Source organism: Frankia sp. Cppng1_Ct_nod (assembly GCF_920656135.1).
Classification (GTDB): domain Bacteria; phylum Actinomycetota; class Actinomycetes; order Frankiales; family Frankiaceae; genus Protofrankia; species Protofrankia meridionalis.
Map to the genome: position 1 here is coordinate 44,905 of NZ_CAKKTK010000011.1, position 17,139 is coordinate 62,043.

Below are 17,139 nucleotides of genomic sequence, written 5' to 3' on the forward strand. Positions count from 1 at the left end.
TTCGTCCTGATTTACTGGGTCATGATGCTGGGAATGCCCACCAGTTGACAGACGGTTGACCTCCGGGTCGGTACCCGCGCCCCCTTGCCCGCTCTCCGCACTTCGTTGGACGCTGCTTCGTGATGCCTCCGCTCGCCGACCTGGCCGAACGTCTACCCGACCTGATGGTGCTCGACCAGCACCGCCTGCAACGCCGCGTCGACGGCGCGCGCCGGCTACGCGACCCCGGGGCCCGCGATGCGGCAGCCGCCAGGATCGCGAGCGCCGTCGCCGCGGCAGCGCTGCGTGTCGAGCGGCGACGCTCAGGTGTACCCAGGATCAGCTACCCGCAGGAACTGCCGGTCAGCCAGAAGAAGGACGAGATCCTCGCCGCGATCCGCGACCACCAGGTTGTGATCCTCGCCGGTGAGACCGGCTCCGGAAAGACGACCCAGCTTCCGAAGATCTGCCTGGAGCTGGGACGAGGTGTGCGCGGGCTGATCGGCCACACCCAGCCGCGCCGGCTGGCGGCCCGCGCGGTGGCCGAGCGGATTGCCCAGGAGCTGGGTGAACCCGGCGGGCAGCCGGGTGGGATCGTCGGCTACAAGGTGCGCTTCACCGACCAGGTCGGCAACGACACCCTGGTCAAGCTGATGACGGACGGCATCCTGCTGGCGGAGATCCAGACTGATCGATCGCTGTACCAGTACGACACCCTGATCATCGACGAGGCCCACGAACGCAGCCTCAACATCGACTTCATCCTCGGCTATCTGCGACAGCTGCTGCCACGCCGACCCGACCTGAAAGTGATCATCACCTCGGCGACGATCGACCCGCAGCGCTTCTCCCGCCATTTCGGCGACGCGCCGGTGATCGAGGTCACCGGCCGGACGTATCCGGTGGAGGTCCGTTACCGGCCGCTCGTCGTGGAGAGGGACGGAACCGATGTGGATTCCGACGCCGATCCCGATACCGGTTCCGCGGCCAGGGACGGCAAGGCGGTAGAGCGCGACCCGACAGAAGCGATAGCGTCCGCGGTGGACGAACTGTGCGCGGCCGGACCCGGAGACATCCTGGTCTTCCTCAGCGGTGAACGGGAAATCCGGGACACCGCCGATGCGCTGGCGAAGAATACACTGCGCGACACCGAGATCGTGCCGCTGTACGCGCGGCTGTCCGCCGCGGAACAGCACCGGGTGTTCCAGCCCCATACCGGACGCCGGATAGTGCTCGCCACCAATGTCGCGGAAACCTCGCTGACGGTTCCGGGAATCAGGTACGTGATCGACCCGGGGATGGCGCGCATCTCCCGTTACAGCAACCGGACAAAGGTGCAGCGGTTGCCGATCGAGGCCATCTCGCAGGCCTCGGCGAACCAGCGTAAGGGCCGTTGCGGACGGGTGGCCGACGGCATCTGCATCCGGCTGTACTCGGAGGATGATTTCGCCGGCCGTCCGGAGTTCACCGACCCTGAGATCCTGCGCACGAACCTCGCCTCGGTCATCCTGCAGATGACCGCGCTGGGCCTCGGTGAAATAGCGGCATTTCCGTTCATCGACGCCCCTGATTCACGCAGTATCTCCGACGGTGTGCTGCTGCTCCAGGAGCTCGGCGCCTTCGGGATGGAGCCTTCCGGCAAGGCCGCGCGCGGAAACCTGACTCCGCTCGGTCGCAAATTGGCGCAGCTTCCTCTCGACCCCAGGCTGGGCCGCATGGTGCTGGAGGCCGAGGGCAACGGCTGCGCACGCGAAGTGATGGTCATCGCTGCCGCGCTGTCCATCCAGGACCCCCGTGAACGTCCCGTCGACGCCCAGCAGGCCGCCGCGGAGAAACACGGCCGCTTCACGGATAAACAGTCGGACTTCATGACCTTTCTGAACCTGTGGGAGTACCTGCGGGAACAGCAGAAGGAGCTGTCCGGCAACCAGTTCCGCAAGCTGTGCCGGGCCGATTTCTTGAACTACCTGCGCGTCCGCGAGTGGCAGGATATCTACAGCCAGCTGCGCCAGGTGGCAAAAACCCTCGGGATATCACCGAACAGCACGCCCGGCGACCCACGGAACATCCACCTCTGCCTGCTCGCCGGTCTACTTTCTCACATCGGCCTCAAGGACGGCGACAAGCAGGAGTATCAGGGCGCGAGGAACGCCCGGTTCGCCATTTTCCCGGGTTCGGCGTTGTTCAGGAAGCAGCCACGCCTGGTAGTGGCCGCCGAACTCGTGGAGACGTCCCGGCTGTGGGGACGGATGGTGGCGCGCATCGAACCGGAATGGGCGGAGACACTCGCGGCCCATCTGGTCAGACGCAGCTACAGCGAGCCGCACTGGGAGAAGAACCGGGCCGCGGTGGTCGCCTTCGAGAAGGTGACCTTGTACGGGGTACCACTGGTCGCGTCCAGAAAGGTCAACTACTCCTCGGTCGAGCCCGAACTGTGCCGGGATCTGTTCATTCGGAATGCCCTGGTGGAAGGCGACTGGCAGACCTATCACACGTTCTTCCACAACAACCGCAAACTGCTCGACGACATCGAGGAGCTGGAACACCGGGCGCGGCGCCGTGACATCCTCGTCGACGACGAGACCCTTTTCGATTTCTACGACCAGCGCATTCCCGCGGACGTCGTCTCCGGCCGGCATTTCGACAGCTGGTGGAAGAAGGCCCGCGGGGCCCGACCCGACCTGCTCACCTTCTCCATGTCGATGCTCGTCAACAGCGACGCGGACGGCATCGACGAACTCGACTACCCGGACGTGTGGCGCCACGGCGAGCTGGCCCTGCCACTGTCCTACCAGTTCGAACCGGGCGCCGACGCCGACGGCGTCACCGTCCATATCCCCCTGCCGGTCCTCAACCAGGTGACTGGTGAAGGTTTCGACTGGCAGGTGCCGGGTCTGCGGGAAGAACTGGTGACCGCGCTGATCAGGTCGCTGCCGAAGCAGGTTCGGCGCAGTTTCGTCCCGGCACCCGACTACGCGAAACGTGTTCTGGAATCCGTGGCTCCGCCAGACGGTCCGCTGCTCGGTGTTCTGGAACGCGAACTGGACCGCCTGACCGGCGTGGATGTGCCGCGGGAGGCCTGGCAGCCGGATCGGGTGCCAGGCCACCTGAAGATCACATTTCGGGTGGTGGACGAGGCGCACCGGACCCTCGCGGAAGGCAAGGACCTCGGCGCGCTCACCCGCCGGCTTGCCCCGACGATGCGGGCGGCGGTTTCCGCCGCCGCGGACGGCGTCGAACGTCGCGGCCTTCGTGCCTGGGATTTCGGCCCGCTCGCGCAGATCGTCGAGCAGCAACGGCCCGGTCAGCCGGTACGGGCGTATCCGGCGCTGGTCGACGAGACCGACAGCGTGGCGATCTGTGTGTTCGCCACCGAAGCCGAGCAGCGCCATGCCATGTGGCGGGGCACCCGGCGCCTGCTGCTGTTGACCGTGCCGTCCCCGATCAAATACATCAACACACACCTGACCAACAAGGAAAAACTGACACTCAGCCATCATCCATACCGGAACGTGATGGATCTGCTCGATGACTGCGTCGCCTGCGCGGTGGACAAACTGATCGCGGAGGGCGGCGGTCCGACATGGGACGCCGACGGGTTCGGCAAGTTGCGCGAAATCGTCCACGCGGATCTGAACGAGACCGCGGTCGACGTGGCGACGAAGGTGGAGCGGATTCTGGCGACGGCGCACACGGTTGCGCGGCAGCTCGCGGCGACGACCAACCTCGCGCTGGTACCGGCTCTGACCGACATCCGGTCGCAGTTGTCGGGACTGGTGCACCGGGACTTCGTCAGCACCACCGGCTGGCAACGCCTACCCGACGTTGCCCGCTATCTCTCGGGGATCGAACGACGCCTGGAGAAACTACCGAACGACCCGAACCGCGACCGGGAACGCATGCGTCAGGTCGAGCAGGTCACGCACGACTACCAGCGGCTGCTCGACCGACTGCCACCGGGCATCCCACCCGCCGACGAGCTGCAACGGATCCGCTGGATGATCGAGGAACTGCGTGTCAGCTTCTTCGCCCAGACCCTGCGCACAGCGTATCCGGTGTCCGTGGAACGGATCTTCCGGGCGATGGACCAGTTGACGCTCTGATCGACACGGGAACATCGCCCGTTCCACATCGTTCTGAGTACATGGGTCGGTCTGCGCTCAGGCGCGGCCAATCGCATCGCGCGATCGCATCTCCATACCGCGCCGCCACCACGTCGACCGAGAACTCGAAGTCGACTGAAAGCTCGAAGAGGAGTCGGATCAGTGCTGTTTCGCGAATTCGGACGGACCGGGGTGAAGGTCAGTCCACTGACGCTCGGGGCCATGATGTTCGGCGCCTGGGGAAATCCCGACCATGACGACAGCATTCGGATCATTCACCGCGCCCTGGACGCGGGCATCAACATCGTCGACACCGCGGACATGTACTCGTACGGCGAGTCGGAGGAGATCGTCGGCAAGGCTCTCGCCGGAGGCGTTCGGGATGACGTCGTGCTCGCGACGAAATTCCACGCGCCGATGGACGACAATCTCAACCACCGCGGGAATTCCCGTCGCTGGATCCACCGTGAGGTGGAGAACAGCCTGCGGCGCCTGCGGACCGACTGGATCGACCTTTACCAGGTGCACCGGCCCGAGCCCGGCACCGACTTCGACGAGACCCTGGGCGCGCTCAGCGACCTCGTCCACCAAGGCAAGATCCGCTACATCGGGACGTCGACCTTCGAGCCGTCCGACATCGTGGAAGGGCAGTGGATCGCCGAGCGCCGCGGACGTGAACGCGTCGTGTCCGAGCAGCCGCCCTACTCCGTTCTGGCGCGGGGAGTCGAGCGTGAAGTGCTTCCCGTGGCACAGCGCTACGGACTTGCGGTGATCCCGTGGAGCCCGCTGGCCGGCGGGTGGCTGTCCGGACGGTACCGTAAGGGAGCCGACCTCCCCGTCTCCGGTCGAAGCCAGCGCACCCCCGGACGTTTCGACCTGACGCTTCCGGCGAATATCACCAAGATCGACGCCGTTGAACAGCTGGCCGTGCTGGCCGAGGATGCGGGGCTGTCCCTCGTCCACCTGGCCATCGCGTTCGTGCTCTCCCACCCCGCCATCACCTCGGCGATCATCGGTCCACGAACCCTGGAACAGCTCGAGTCACAGCTCGACGCGGTCAAGGTGACGCTCTCGGCGGACGTGCTGGACCGGATCGACGAGATCGTGCCTCCGGGTACCACGATCAACCCGGCGGACGCCGGCTACCAGCCGCCCTCGCTGACCGACCCGGCCCTGCGCCGCCGGAGCTCGACCAACAGCTGAGCGACAGCTCACCGCGCCGAACTGCCGCCGAACAATGTGATCCGGAGGCCGGGAACTCCTGAAGGCCTCCGGATCACATGACCTCGCTCCGGTGAAGGACACCCTCGGACACGAATGACACCGTCTCGATCTATAATCTGGTGTGACCATAAGGTCACAGGGAGGTGGTTCAACGTGCGTACCGTAGTCCTCGGCGAGCGTCCCCGTGTTCTCGAGGAGTTCATCGCCCGACGCCAGACCCTCGGGCAGGACACCTTCGACGAGGTCTGGAACGGGGAGTACCACATGGCGCCGGGACCATCCGCCGAGCACGGCCGCGTCGACTACGAACTCAGTGCTCTGCTGCGACCTCGGGCACGCGCCGCCGGGCTCGTTGGCACCGGTCCGTTCAACCTCGGACGCCGCGATGACTACCGGGTACCCGACGGCGGGTTGCACCGCGGGAGCCCCAGCGGTGTCTTCCTGCCCACCGCCGCCGTGGTGATCGAGATCGTCTCGCCGGACGACGAGACCTTCGCCAAGATTGATTTCTATGCCGCGCACGGGGTGGATGAGCTGGTCGTCGCCGATCCGGCACGTCGGACAGTGCAGATCTGGCAACTGGTCAACGGCAAGTACGACGAGACCGGGCGAAGCGACCTGCTCCACGTCACCGCCGCGGAACTGACCCGCGACATCGACTGGCCCTGATCTCTCACCGCCTGTCAGCCTGCCGCAGAAAGCCTGGGGCTGCTTCCAAACGCATTCTCATAATCCGACATACCGCACCACCCGATGGGTAGCGGGCGGCGTCAACCGGCGGTCGCGGGAGAATTTCCTTCACAATGCCCCTACCAATGTCCCTACAAATTATTTTTGCCATAGCCGTGATCGCGGGCGGTACCGGTTTCGCAGTGGTTCATATCCATGGCGGGGCGAAGCCCGGGGTGGACGTGGACCTGACGCCGGCATCGGCGTCCGGCACTGATCCTTTCGCGCGGACCGCAGCCACCGACCGGACGGACGTGACGCCGCCGCGAGGAATAAGCGGTGCGTTCCGGGCGGACACCGCAGGCCTGTACGGGGGGATACACAACGTATCCACATGCGATACGAAGGAACTCGGCCTAGATCTCACGACACACCCCGACCGGGCGGCTGCCTGGGCCGGCGTACTGGGAATCCTGCCGGTCAACATTCCCGACTACCTGGCCGATCTTACTCCGGTACTTCTCCAGTATGACACCTATCTCACCAAATATTCTTTCGTTGACGGGAAAGCCCAACCAGTGCCCGCCGTCATCCAGGCCGGCACTGCAGTGATTGTCGACAAGTTCGGGCAGCCGGTGACGAAATGTAACTGTGGAAATCCACTTACTCAACCGACCGCGACCGCGGGTCTCAGGTATGTCGGCACACCGTGGCCGGCGTTCTCCCGCGCAACCGTCACATCTGTCACAGCCGTGACCGTGACCATCGCCAGCTTCACCCTCAGGGATCTGTCGAACGGCATGGTCTTCGATCGCCCCATCGGCACATCCGGAGCCGATGACGGCCCGGCGTACGTGCTGCCGCAGCCAGGTCCGTCGTGGACACCGCCGACGCCGACCACCGGACCGTCTCCGTCACCACCGCCGTCACCGTCGACGCCGACGCCGACGCCGACGGAGAGTTCAGCACCACAGACCACCGAGCCGTCGACCACCGAGCCGTCGACCCCGACGGAGAGTTCAGCACCACCGACCACCGAGCACGCACCGCGGACCGAAATCTCAACACCACCAACTACTGGAAGACAGCCACCCCCCGTCACTCAAGCCCCGCCCTCTTAGTCCGTTATTTACCGATATTGAACTTGTCGGACAAGGGACTATGGGTACGGCGCTCTCCCGAGCCGAGCGGCGCAGACACAAGGCACGGATCAAGCGGCTGGGCGACGAGATCACGCTGCCGGGTACGACGATCAACCCGGCGGACGCCGGCTACCAGCCGCTGTTGCTGACCGACCCGGCCCTGCGCCGCCGGGACTCGACCAACCACTGAGCGGCAGCTCACCGCGTCAGCCTGCCTCAGAAAGCCTGGGGCTGGTTCCGAACGGAGTCCGACGGCGAGTCCGAACCCACACCACGATGTTAACATCAACGTAACAACATGGACAGCAACGACGCGAGCGACTTCGGCCGCGACGTCGGACACCGGCGGAATGAAGAGAGGAAGCTTGACGACGTGGTATACGGCCGATCTCCATTTCGGCCATACGAACATTCTGACCTATGCCTCACGGCCATGGCCTGACGTGGAGGCGATGAACGCGGGCCTGGTGAAGCTGTGGAACGCCGTGGTGGCGCCGACCGACACCGTCTGGGTTCTCGGTGACGTCACCCTCACGCCGACGAAGCTCGACCCGGTCGCCGATCTGAATGGACGCAAGATTCTCGTCGCGGGTAACCACGACTCGTGCTGGTCCGGGCACCGTCGGCACGCCGGCCAGGCCAGTCGATATGTCGAGGCCGGGTTCGCCGATATCCATGCGTCCGGGGTCGTACGGGATCATCGTATCGGCAACCAGCTCGTCACGCTGGCGCACTTTCCCTATCGCGGCGATCATACGGCCCAGGACAGGTACGCCGACCGCCGCCCACAGGACGACGGTCGGCCACTGCTGTGTGGGCATGTGCACGACGCCTGGCAGGTCCACGACCGGCAGATCAACGTTGGAGTGGACGTCTGGGACTGGACGCCCGTATCGGAGAAAGCCGTGCTGGCGCTGATGGAGACCATGCCCGGGTAGCCTGTCGGGCGAACCCGGCGCGGCGCAGGTTGGTGTGTTCCGCGGAACACGCCTCGAGACCCGAGCCACGGGCCGGCCAGAACGCCGGTCCGCTCACCAGAAGTGAGCCACGTCCAGCACCACTCGGTCGTCCAGCTTGAATACCCGGAAGGGCAGGCGGGCGCGAACTCCGAGCCCGATTGTGGACTGCCCTTCGAAGCTGCCGGCGAACCTGGCGTCCCGGAACGTCCGATAGCCGGCGAGGTTCACGCCGGGAAGACTGCCACCAGCGGTCTGGGAATATGTTGGCCGACCACTCTGGTCGTAGGAAGGCGCCTTGAGGACGATCTGGAGCTTCGCGCCACCGCTCAGCGGGACGAGCTGACCCGAGCCATCAGCGTAGACATTTCCCACATAGTGGACGTCATAGCCGGCGGCCGGCCCGTTCATCTGCAGCACCATGCGGTCCCAGCACTGATGTCCGCCGGTCCGTATATCGGTCAACCCGTCCTGGCTGTACGGCTCGGCGGTCTTGGGAGAACTGCCCCATGCAATCCCGCAGTATCCCTCAGTTGCCTGTGCTTGACCAGCGACAAGCACCGTGCCGACAGTTCCGAACAATACGCCTATGAGAATACTCGTAAGTAGTCTTACCCTGACCATACATACTCCTTCAAATACCGAGAATCGGTATCCTGCACCATTATTCTGAAGTCACCCGGCGTGGTTATTGTCGGTTTCCGCCGGGGCACGGTCGCGTCCGATGACGGGAACGATAACGCCTTCGGATGAGGCGCGCCGGGTCGTAGAACGCGACGCCTGCTGCCGTGCACGTTGTTCGGGCTACCGCCACCGAGGCAGCGCCTGCCGCACCGGGCACGACCGGTCGGACCGCCAGAAGTTCGTCGAGGTCAGCCTGGGTGAACGGCTCACGTTCACGCCACTTGATCGAGCCGATGAACGAAACCGCCTTCCCAGCGTCGCCGTGGCGGACGCCGACCAGATCGACCTCGGGAATGTTGCCACGAGGCCACCAGCTACCGACCGTTTCCGCGCCCCCGAGATCGGGGTCGGACGCGGCCAGCCGGGCCAGGGCCTCCCGAACCAGCGGCTCGACCGCACGCCCGCGGTACTGCGCCCATGACATGGTGATCCTGGCCCGGGCCAGGTCCGGCCCCCCGCGTTGGATGTCGTTGATTCCCGGCTCGACAAAGCGCAACCAGAACCGCAGATACGGGTCAGCGGCGTCGCCACAAGCCCAGACCGGGCGGCAATCGCCGAGTAAGCCCGTTCGTCGGCGCCGATCGTCCGCAGGACATCGCTGGCCTGTAAGACTAACATCCAAGTTAGTAACATTGATGTTAGTGACATGGATGTCAGTCATCTGTGCGGTGCTCTGAAGAAAGTCGACAGCCGGAGGTCAGCCGATGGCGGTTCCGACCAGGGCGCCGACCAGGGCTGTCACAGCCATGGCGATGGAACCGCCAAGGACGACGCGAACGGCCGCACGCCTACGGTTCGCACCACCGAGCGCGGCACCGAGACCTCCGAGAAAGCCGAGCCCTACCACGGCCACCACGACCAACAACACGATCCGGGCAGTGCCGGAGCCGGCCAACATTGCGATCAGCGGAAGCACCGCACCACCCGCGAAACTCGCCGCCGAGGCCACCGCGGCCTGCACCGGACGGGCCGCCGTGGTCGGCGACTGGCCGAGCTCGTCCCGGGCGTGGGCGGCGAGCGGATCAGCCCGGCTGAACTCGACCGCAACCTCCCTGGCCAGCCGCGGGTTCAACCCGCGCTGTACGTAGATGCCTGTCAGCTCGTCCAGTTCGGCTGCGGGATCGGCCATAAGCTCCGCCGCCTCAACGGAAAGATCCTGCTGCTCGACGTCCTTCTGGGAGCTCACCGAGACAAACTCGCCCGCGGCCATCGACGTCGCTCCTGCGACAAGCCCGGCAAGGCCCGCGGTCACCACTGCCGCTCGGGACGCCGACGACGCCGCCACCCCGAGCATCAGGCTCGCGGTGGACACCAGGCCGTCGTCCGCGCCGAGCACCGCGGCGCGCAGCCAGCCTGACCGCTCACCACGGTGCCGCTCCTGATGGCCTCGTCTCACCATGCTTCGATCACCATGCTTCGATCGAACGCCACGGGGTCACCCGGTGCCACCTATCACTCAGCGCTCACCGTGCAGCGCTCACCGGCGGACCCCACAGTTCGCGGACGGTCTGATACACCCGCTGGTTATGACTGAACTCGATCACGTTGCCGTCCGGATCGGTCACCGCGCAGATGTACCCGACCGGGTCGGGCAGGTCCTGCGGTTCCCAGTGCAGGCACCCCGCCGCCCGCGCCCGACCCGCGATCTCGTCGACGTCGGCCCGGTCGGGCAGCTCGATCCCGATGTGCGCGAACGGCGCCATGATCGGCTGTCGATGCCCACGCTCGCTGGTGAACTCGGCGAGGACCAGCACGAACGGCTCCTGCCACTGCCCTGCATTGGACAGCCAGACAATGCGCCCCAGCTCATCCCCTCGGGTCGCGACAACCACGAGCGGCGTCATCGTCGTATAGAAGTCGATCGAGGCGTCCATGTCGCTGGACGGTAGGGCCACATGCGTCCATCGCGCTTGCGTGAGCATCCCGCTACTTCCCTTCACCCGCCGAGTCCTTCCCACGGGGTGTTCCCGACATCGACCCTCCGCTCACCGAATACGGACGACGTCGACCGGACTCGACTACCGGGAACCCTTTTCCAGCAGGTCGAGTGCCGGGTATGTCTCGCTGCCCAGCGACACGTGCCTGCCTTCGGCGCTGCTCCAGCGTGCCCCACGCAGAGTCGTGTTGAACACCCGTTCCACCCCAGGAATGGGATTGGGCCTGGTGAAGTCCAGCGTCGGTACGAGCTGCAGATCCAACCTGGAGGTCCGGCCCAACTGCGCGAGCAGGGCGGACGCCGTGAGGTCGCCCGGCACCTGGTTGCCGACCTTCTCAACGATCTGAACGGACAGCCAGCCGTTCAACGACGTGCTCGACCGCCACAGCGCGGGGGCCGCATCCTTGTCACCGGCCGAGTACTCGGCGGCAAGCTCCGCGCTCATCCGTCGCAGTTCGCTGAACTGGTCGGACTGGTCGAGTTCAGGGTAGGCGGTCGCCTCGACCAGCCTGTCGGCCACCGGTCCGAGCTTCGCGAGGCTCGTATCGGAGACGGTGCCTGTCGCATGGCAGTAGGAAAACCGCTCCCCGCCGTCACGCATCACCGCCACAGCCGCCTGTTCGGTCACCACCAGGACCGCGCCGTCGACGCCCGCCCCGGTCAGCTGGGAGACGGTCGGGGTAAAGTCGCCCGTCGTCACCGGCACCCTGACAACAGGGTTGACGGGCAGGTCGACGGCCTTACCCCCGACCTCGCCAAGGGTCAGGAAACGGTCGCTCGCGCCCAGGTCATAGCCGACCATCCCGAGATGACGGGCACCGGCCTTCTTCAACAGCGCCGCGCAGACCGTGGGGTACAGAACCAACGGACTGATCACGAAGCTGATCGGCGAGCTGAGTTCCGACCCGTCCGCCGAGACCCCGGCGGACCCGACCGAGGCGATGCCCGCCTTCGCCAATGTCGGCATGATGCCACCGGCCCCGCTGGTCTCCGACACGACCGCGAGGACGCCGGTGTCGGCAGCCTGTTTCGCGCACGCCTGCGCCGCGGACGTGTCGTTCTTCTCATTGCAGTAGACCAGCTCGACCGGATGCCCTTTGATCCCGCCACGGCTGTTGACGCCGAGGACAGCCGCTCTCGCCGCCGCCACCATCTCCGGGTAGTTCCCACCGGTGGTCCCCGTGGGCGCAATGACCATCATCTTGACCGGCGAACCGGACTGGCCCGACGCCCGCCGCGAACCGGACCCGTCACCGCCGTCCGAGCAGGCGACCAGCGTCACCGCCGCGCCCAGGCCCGCCACCACCACCTGGAGCCTCGTTCTGCGCCGCACCGTGAGCCCCTTCCATTTCTTCTTATGATGTCGCCCTGCCGATGCCGTGCCGACAATTCCGGACGATAGACCAGACCCGCGCATGCCGTTATTCAGTCTTTTATCAATATCAGTTCGCCATATCTGCCTATTCAGCTATTCAGCTATTCGAGCGGCATCATGGCCGGGCACAGCCGGTCCGACCGGCAGGCTCAAGGGCAGTTGCCTGGAGCGGGGCCGGCCCGGTGGTCGGCGACTCGGTGGGGCTTCACCCAGATACGCCGTGCGCACCCGGACGTCGCCTCGGACCTCATCCGGCGAACCTTCGGCGATCTTGTTTCCGGCATCGAGGACGACAACGCGGTCGCAGACACCCATGACGACGTTCATGTCGTGTTCGTTGAGCAGGATGGCGAGCCCCCAGTCGTCGGCAAGGAGCCGCAGCAGTCCGGCAAGCCGCGCGCTTTCCGCCTCGTCCAGCCCGGCGCACGGCTCGTCGAGCAGCAGGACGGACGGACTGGCGGCAACAGCGCGCGCAACCGCGAGCAGCCGCCTGCGGCCGTACGGCAGCTCCGACACCCTGCGGAACAGGTCGTCGCGCAGCCCGAACACGTCGATCGCGGCCACCGCCATCGGTGACAATGGCCGTTCCCGTGCCACCAGCAGGTTGGTGAGGTAGGCCAGTGTGTCCCGCGGGTCACTCGCGGCCTGGATGTTCTCCAGCACGGTGAGGTCCTCGAACAGGTCGAGCTGCTGGAACGAGCGGCCGATCCCGGCACGTGCCCGCCGATGCGCGCAAAGCTGGTCCAGTCGTGTCCCCCCGAGCATCAGCATGCCGGACGCCGGCCGGTTGTAGCCGCTGACCGCGTCGATGACGGTTGTCTTCCCGGCCCCGTTAGGGCCGATCAGCCCGACCATCTCGCCGGCGTCCACAGCGAAACCGACGTCGCGGACGGCGGTGATCCCGCCGAACGTGACGGTCAGACCCGAGATCGACAGGCACGCCGGCCGGACCGTCGGGTGCCGCGCACCGGCGGCGGGTTTCAGCAGGCGGGCGAGACGACGCTCCCGTCGGACGTCGGCGGGCCGCGCCGACGTCCGCCCGAACGGCGGGCATCCGGGCGGCAGCCACCCGAACGGCAGGCATCGTTTCAGGACGTGCCAGGCCGGCCGCGTCCGGTCCAGGATCCGTCGAAAGGTACGGGCATTCTCGGCGGCCATCCCACCACCGGAACCAATCATGATCATTAGTAGTACGACGCCGCTGACCAGCGGCATGTAACGGTCGAGCTGGACGAGCCAGTCGTCGATCATCGAACCCAGGACGACGGCGAGTGCCGCCAGCACCGCGGCGCCGGCCCACGGCGCATGCCGCGAGCCCGAGCCACTTCGACCACCCCGCATTCGGCGGTCGAGAGTTCGGCCGAGAGTTCGGCCGAGGGCACCGCCACCGGCGACGACGGCAAGGCGTGCCAGCCATCCGAGCCTGCCGAGAAAGTCACCGAGGAATACTCCGACGCGCGTACCGAGCGCTCCGACGACCATCGTGGCACCCGCGAAGGAGCCGCTCACCCAGCCGATCCCGCCCACCACCGCGAAGGCGATAAGAACGATCGAGCCGAACGGTGCGAACATCCCCGTTCCATAGTTGATGTTCCCGAGCTCGCCGTACTGGTAGAAGGCGTACAGAACACCGCCGAACCCGGCGATCGCGGCCGACAACGCGAACGCGTACAGCTTGGCCCCGACCACGCTGATGCCGAGCGCCGCCGCGGCCCGCTCGTTGGTGCGCACCGCGATCAGCCGCCGCCCGGCGCGGCCCCGCCGAAGGTTCGCGACGGCCAGGGCCACCAGCGTGAAGACGACGAGCACGAGCGTGGCGAAGCCGGCCGGATCGTCAATCTTGTTGAGTTCGACACCGAGGAAGGACTGTGAGCCGACGATCGTCCCCTCGGGCGAGCCCAGCTTGCCGAAGATGCGCGCCGCAGCACCGGACGGCGGCGGCGAGTGGTAGCCACGTTGAAACAGCACAGCGTCGGCAGCCGCACCCATGCCCAACGTGACGACGGCGAGCTGCAGGCCCCGGGTGCGCAACGCGGGTAGCGCGAACAGCAGCCCGGCCAGCACAGCACCGAGTACGCCGACGACGAGCGCAGCCTCCAGCGGCCAGTGCCGGACAGCGACGAGGCGTCCGGCGATGAGCGCCGCGACGCCGGCGAGCGACAGCTGGCCCAGGGAGATCTGGCCGGTGAAGCCCACCAGGACGACCAGCGACAGCATGAGCAGGGCCCAGATCGCGTTTGCGCCCACCGCGTTCACCCAGTCGTCCGGCAGCACGAACCAGATGAGCGAGAGTGCCGTGGCCAGCAACAGGACGAGGGCGGGCCAGTGGATCCGGCCGCTGCCCAGTGCAGGGTGTCCCACCGTGACGTGCCCGCGTCCGGGAATGACACCTCCGCGCACCACCAGGTAAAAAATGATCACTACGAGCGGGATCGCCCGGTCCGCTCCGCTCCAACCGGGGTGCCCGGTGATGAGGTGGACCTGGGTCTCAAGCTCCACCAGCCCGAGCGCGAGACCGCCGGCAAGCACCCCCGGAAACGAGCGGAAGTGCGCGATGAGCGCGACGGCGAGTGCCGGCACCACCAGCATGATCAGATTTGCCGACGACAGCGGGTTCGCCAGCGGCGCCAGCAGCACCCCCGCCAGGCCGGCAATGGCCGAGCCCGCGCACCACGCGGCGGCCGCGACAGCGTTGGCCGACCATCCGGACGCGGCGGCGGCCAACGGGTTCTCGACAACGGCGGTCGTGGCCAGACCCAGCGTGGTGAACCGGAAACCTGCCCACAGGGTGACCACCACGACCGTCACTACCGCGAGCCGGACGAACACGTCGACGCCGATCACCGTGCCGGACAGCGCCACCTGGCCAATCGGCAGTACCGAGGGCGAGGAGCGTATCCCGGCCCCGTAGAACAGACCGATCAGCGCCTGCAGGATGATCAAAAGGCCGAGCGTCGCCATGACGCGGGTCAGCTGCGGCGCGCCGCCCAGGGGCCGCATCACCAGCACCGCGAAGGCGAAGCCCATCCCCGCCGTGACCGCGACGGTCAGAACGCCCGCTAGCGCGAGCGGCAGACCCAAGCCCTCGTGTGCCCCGCTGAAGAAATACGCGGACCACATGACCAGCGCGCCCTGCGCGAAGTTGAGAACACCGGTGCCACGTTGAATGACGACAACGCCTGATGCCACCAGCGCGTACAACGCGCCGGTCCCGAGGCTGAGCACAGCGTATCCCAGCATGTCACTCACAGCACCGTACACCCACGGTCAGCGTCCGTCACCATGCCGAATCCGACGCCCATGAGCCGCCACATCCTCCGTCCGGGCACTCAAACCTGTTGCACAATCATCCGGAACCTAGCGGTAAGCGATATTATAGACAAGGTGGATATCAAGTCGAATTGTCATATAAGGTATAAAGCTTAATACGAAATCGGGAATCGGCCCGGTCGAGAATTTTGTTCTTGCCCGGCACAGCCGCCCGGCAGGTCGTCGGCGTCACTTTTCGAGCATCCTCCCGCCGGCCACGACCAGTTCTACTGGAGCGGCTGGACGAGGGGACGGGGACGGAATGGAACCACTGGACGCCGGCCTTGTCGCTGCCGGCGGGCTGCTGGCCGGGGCGGTCAACGCCGTGGCGGGCGGAGGCACCCTGATCGCCTTCCCCGCGCTGCTCGCCACCGGTATGCCGGCGTTCACCGCGAACATCACGTCCTCGGTCGGCCTCGTCACCGGATACGCCGGCGGCGCGTTCGGCTACCGGCGGGAGCTTTCCGGCCAGGCCGACCGGCTCCGGGCGCTCGGTGTCCCCGCACTGCTCGGCGGGCTGACCGGCGCGGTGATCCTGCTGCTCACACCCGCCGACTCCTTTCGGGCAGCAGTCGGCTACCTGGTGTTGGCGGCATGCCTTCTGCTTGCCGCCCAACCGTGGCTGGCCCGGCTGGTCGGCCGCCGCCGCGCCGCCGCGGCCCTGCGGTCGGCCGTGGCCGGCGACAGCCCTCGCCCGGACGGTTCCAGCGGTTCCAGCGGGACGGACACCGCCGGCGCTGTTACCTGGCCGACCCGCGTCGGAGTCTTCCTTGCCGGGGCCTACGGCTCCTACTTCGGCGCCGGCCTGGGCGTGCTGCTGCTCGGCGTACTGGGCATCCTGCTACCTGATGATCTTCAGCGCACCAACGCGGGCAAGACGCTGCTCTCGTTCGGGATCAACGCTGTCGGCATCGCCGTGTTCGTGGCGAGCGCACAGGTCTCCTGGGCGTTCGCCACGATCCTGCTCGTGACGTCATGCGTCGGCGGCGTCATGGGCGCACGGATCGCCCGACTACTGCCGGCGACCGCGCTGCGTGCCACAGTTGTCACTCTTGGAGCGGTCGTCGCGGTACTCCTCATCATCTCCATCTGAACATCCGCCATCGTCCGGGAGCGGTGGGGTGGGCGAGGTAACCGGGTGGGCGAGGTAACCGGCGTTCACAGCCGGGTAAAGGTGCCATGTGGCCCGACTCTCGCTCTACGACGTTCTGGGCGTGCAGCCGACCGCCTCGCCCGCCCAGATCGTCACCGCCTACCGGCGGGCGGCGCGGCGGACGCATCCAGACACCGGCGGGTCCGCGGGAGCGTTCCAGCAGGTCACCGCGGCATACCAGGTCCTCGCCGACCCCGACCGACGGCGTGACTACGACCGTCACCTGCTCGCCCGAACGGCCGGGGACTTCCGGGGGCCACCGGCGCCGCAGCAGAACACCGGTCCCCCCCGGACTGCGGGGGCACAGCCCGCCGAAAACAGCGGAGCACATCCGTCCTCGATGACCGCGACCTGTGAAGGTCATGAGGAAGCGAACCGGATACGGCGACGATATCTGGCAATGATGACGGTCTGTCTCGTCCTGTTCGTGCTCGCGGGCAGCGTCGTCCGGCTCGTGTCGGTGCCCGCGGCCCTGGCGATGATGCTGGTGGCCGCGGTAATCCCGCCGATCGCCGCGGTTGTCGCCAACCGCTCCAGGCCCTCCTGACCGGGCAACCCGGGTCACCAGACCCGGGCGAGTGCATGGTGATGACCGCAGGACACCCTTAC

The 17,139-nt window shown here is 66.6% G+C and carries 14 protein-coding genes; 8 read left to right on the forward strand and 6 right to left on the reverse strand.

The genetic code is table 11. The features are described 5' to 3' along the window. Positions 1–122: 122 nt before the first annotated feature. The 6 genes from hrpA to NBW77_RS05675 all read left to right on the forward strand — a co-directional run bounded on the left by hrpA (position 123) and on the right by NBW77_RS05675 (position 8,055). Positions 123–4,082 carry an ATP-dependent RNA helicase HrpA gene (gene hrpA, locus NBW77_RS05650; protein WP_250279375.1) on the forward strand — a complete coding sequence of 1,320 codons (3,960 nt, stop codon included), beginning with the start codon at positions 123–125 and terminating at the stop codon, positions 4,080–4,082. A gap of 162 nt (positions 4,083–4,244) precedes the next feature. Then, on the forward strand, positions 4,245–5,285 hold the full coding sequence (locus NBW77_RS05655) for an aldo/keto reductase (protein WP_131747794.1): 1,041 nt from the start codon (positions 4,245–4,247) through the stop codon (positions 5,283–5,285). A gap of 174 nt (positions 5,286–5,459) precedes the next feature. Continuing rightward, a complete protein-coding gene (locus NBW77_RS05660) occupies positions 5,460–5,975 on the forward strand; it encodes a Uma2 family endonuclease (protein ID WP_165486247.1) in 516 nt (171 codons plus the stop codon). 146 nt (positions 5,976–6,121) lie between these two features. Further along, on the forward strand, positions 6,122–7,096 hold the full coding sequence (locus NBW77_RS22280; RefSeq protein WP_349816970.1) for a DUF6777 domain-containing protein: 975 nt from the start codon (positions 6,122–6,124) through the stop codon (positions 7,094–7,096). A gap of 40 nt (positions 7,097–7,136) precedes the next feature. Beyond that, positions 7,137–7,307, forward strand: coding sequence for a hypothetical protein (locus tag NBW77_RS05670; protein WP_165486249.1), 171 nt, complete (start codon positions 7,137–7,139; stop codon positions 7,305–7,307). Between the two features lie 175 nt (positions 7,308–7,482). Further along, positions 7,483–8,055 (forward strand): metallophosphoesterase family protein, encoded by a 573-nt coding sequence (locus NBW77_RS05675; protein ID WP_131747797.1) that lies wholly within the window; start codon positions 7,483–7,485, stop codon positions 8,053–8,055. A gap of 93 nt (positions 8,056–8,148) precedes the next feature. Here the strand turns inward: NBW77_RS05675 and NBW77_RS22720 are convergent, their stop codons facing one another. The 6 genes from NBW77_RS22720 to NBW77_RS05705 form a co-directional block, all read right to left on the reverse strand. Continuing rightward, positions 8,149–8,697: an AMIN-like domain-containing (lipo)protein gene (locus NBW77_RS22720; protein WP_131747798.1), complete on the reverse strand. Its 549-nt coding sequence runs from the start codon at positions 8,695–8,697 to the stop codon at positions 8,149–8,151. Positions 8,698–8,761: 64 nt separating this feature from the next. Then, on the reverse strand, positions 8,762–9,253 hold the full coding sequence (locus NBW77_RS05685; RefSeq protein WP_242606005.1) for a DUF234 domain-containing protein: 492 nt from the start codon (positions 9,251–9,253) through the stop codon (positions 8,762–8,764). A 201-nt stretch (positions 9,254–9,454) separates the two neighbouring features. Further along, entirely contained in the window at positions 9,455–10,156 is a 702-nt protein-coding gene (locus tag NBW77_RS05690) for a VIT1/CCC1 transporter family protein (RefSeq protein WP_250279364.1), read from the reverse strand. 64 nt (positions 10,157–10,220) lie between these two features. Then, the gene (locus NBW77_RS05695) at positions 10,221–10,679 is read right to left on the reverse strand and encodes a VOC family protein (protein WP_250279365.1); all 459 of its coding nucleotides are present in this window, start codon (positions 10,677–10,679) and stop codon (positions 10,221–10,223) included. 96 nt (positions 10,680–10,775) lie between these two features. Continuing rightward, positions 10,776–12,026, reverse strand: coding sequence for an ABC transporter substrate-binding protein (locus NBW77_RS05700; protein WP_131747799.1), 1,251 nt, complete (start codon positions 12,024–12,026; stop codon positions 10,776–10,778). Between the two features lie 135 nt (positions 12,027–12,161). Further along, complete coding sequence (locus NBW77_RS05705; protein ID WP_349816971.1) at positions 12,162–15,308, reverse strand: ABC transporter permease subunit; 3,147 nt, start codon at positions 15,306–15,308, stop codon at positions 12,162–12,164. 331 nt (positions 15,309–15,639) lie between these two features. On the opposite strand from NBW77_RS05705, the gene NBW77_RS05710 reads away from it, so the two are divergent. Both NBW77_RS05710 and NBW77_RS05715 read left to right on the forward strand, forming a co-directional pair. Then, positions 15,640–16,470: a sulfite exporter TauE/SafE family protein gene (locus tag NBW77_RS05710; protein ID WP_250279366.1), complete on the forward strand. Its 831-nt coding sequence runs from the start codon at positions 15,640–15,642 to the stop codon at positions 16,468–16,470. 88 nt (positions 16,471–16,558) lie between these two features. Beyond that, positions 16,559–17,077, forward strand: coding sequence for a J domain-containing protein (locus NBW77_RS05715; protein ID WP_131747801.1), 519 nt, complete (start codon positions 16,559–16,561; stop codon positions 17,075–17,077). Positions 17,078–17,139 lie beyond the last annotated feature (62 nt).

What these genes read in the sequence shown, in the direction of transcription:
- hrpA (WP_250279375.1), top strand. Translation starts at nt 123, where the DNA reads ATGCCTCCGCTCGCCGACCTGGCCGAACGTCTACCCGACCTGATGGTG.
- NBW77_RS22280 (WP_349816970.1), top strand. Translation starts at nt 6,122, where the DNA reads ATGTCCCTACAAATTATTTTTGCCATAGCCGTGATCGCGGGCGGTACC.
- NBW77_RS05670 (WP_165486249.1), top strand. Translation starts at nt 7,137, where the DNA reads ATGGGTACGGCGCTCTCCCGAGCCGAGCGGCGCAGACACAAGGCACGG.
- NBW77_RS22720 (WP_131747798.1), bottom strand. Translation starts at nt 8,697, where the DNA reads ATGGTCAGGGTAAGACTACTTACGAGTATTCTCATAGGCGTATTGTTC.
- NBW77_RS05690 (WP_250279364.1), bottom strand. Translation starts at nt 10,156, where the DNA reads ATGGTGAGACGAGGCCATCAGGAGCGGCACCGTGGTGAGCGGTCAGGC.
- NBW77_RS05695 (WP_250279365.1), bottom strand. Translation starts at nt 10,679, where the DNA reads ATGCTCACGCAAGCGCGATGGACGCATGTGGCCCTACCGTCCAGCGAC.
- NBW77_RS05705 (WP_349816971.1), bottom strand. Translation starts at nt 15,308, where the DNA reads ATGCTGGGATACGCTGTGCTCAGCCTCGGGACCGGCGCGTTGTACGCG.
- NBW77_RS05710 (WP_250279366.1), top strand. Translation starts at nt 15,640, where the DNA reads ATGGAACCACTGGACGCCGGCCTTGTCGCTGCCGGCGGGCTGCTGGCC.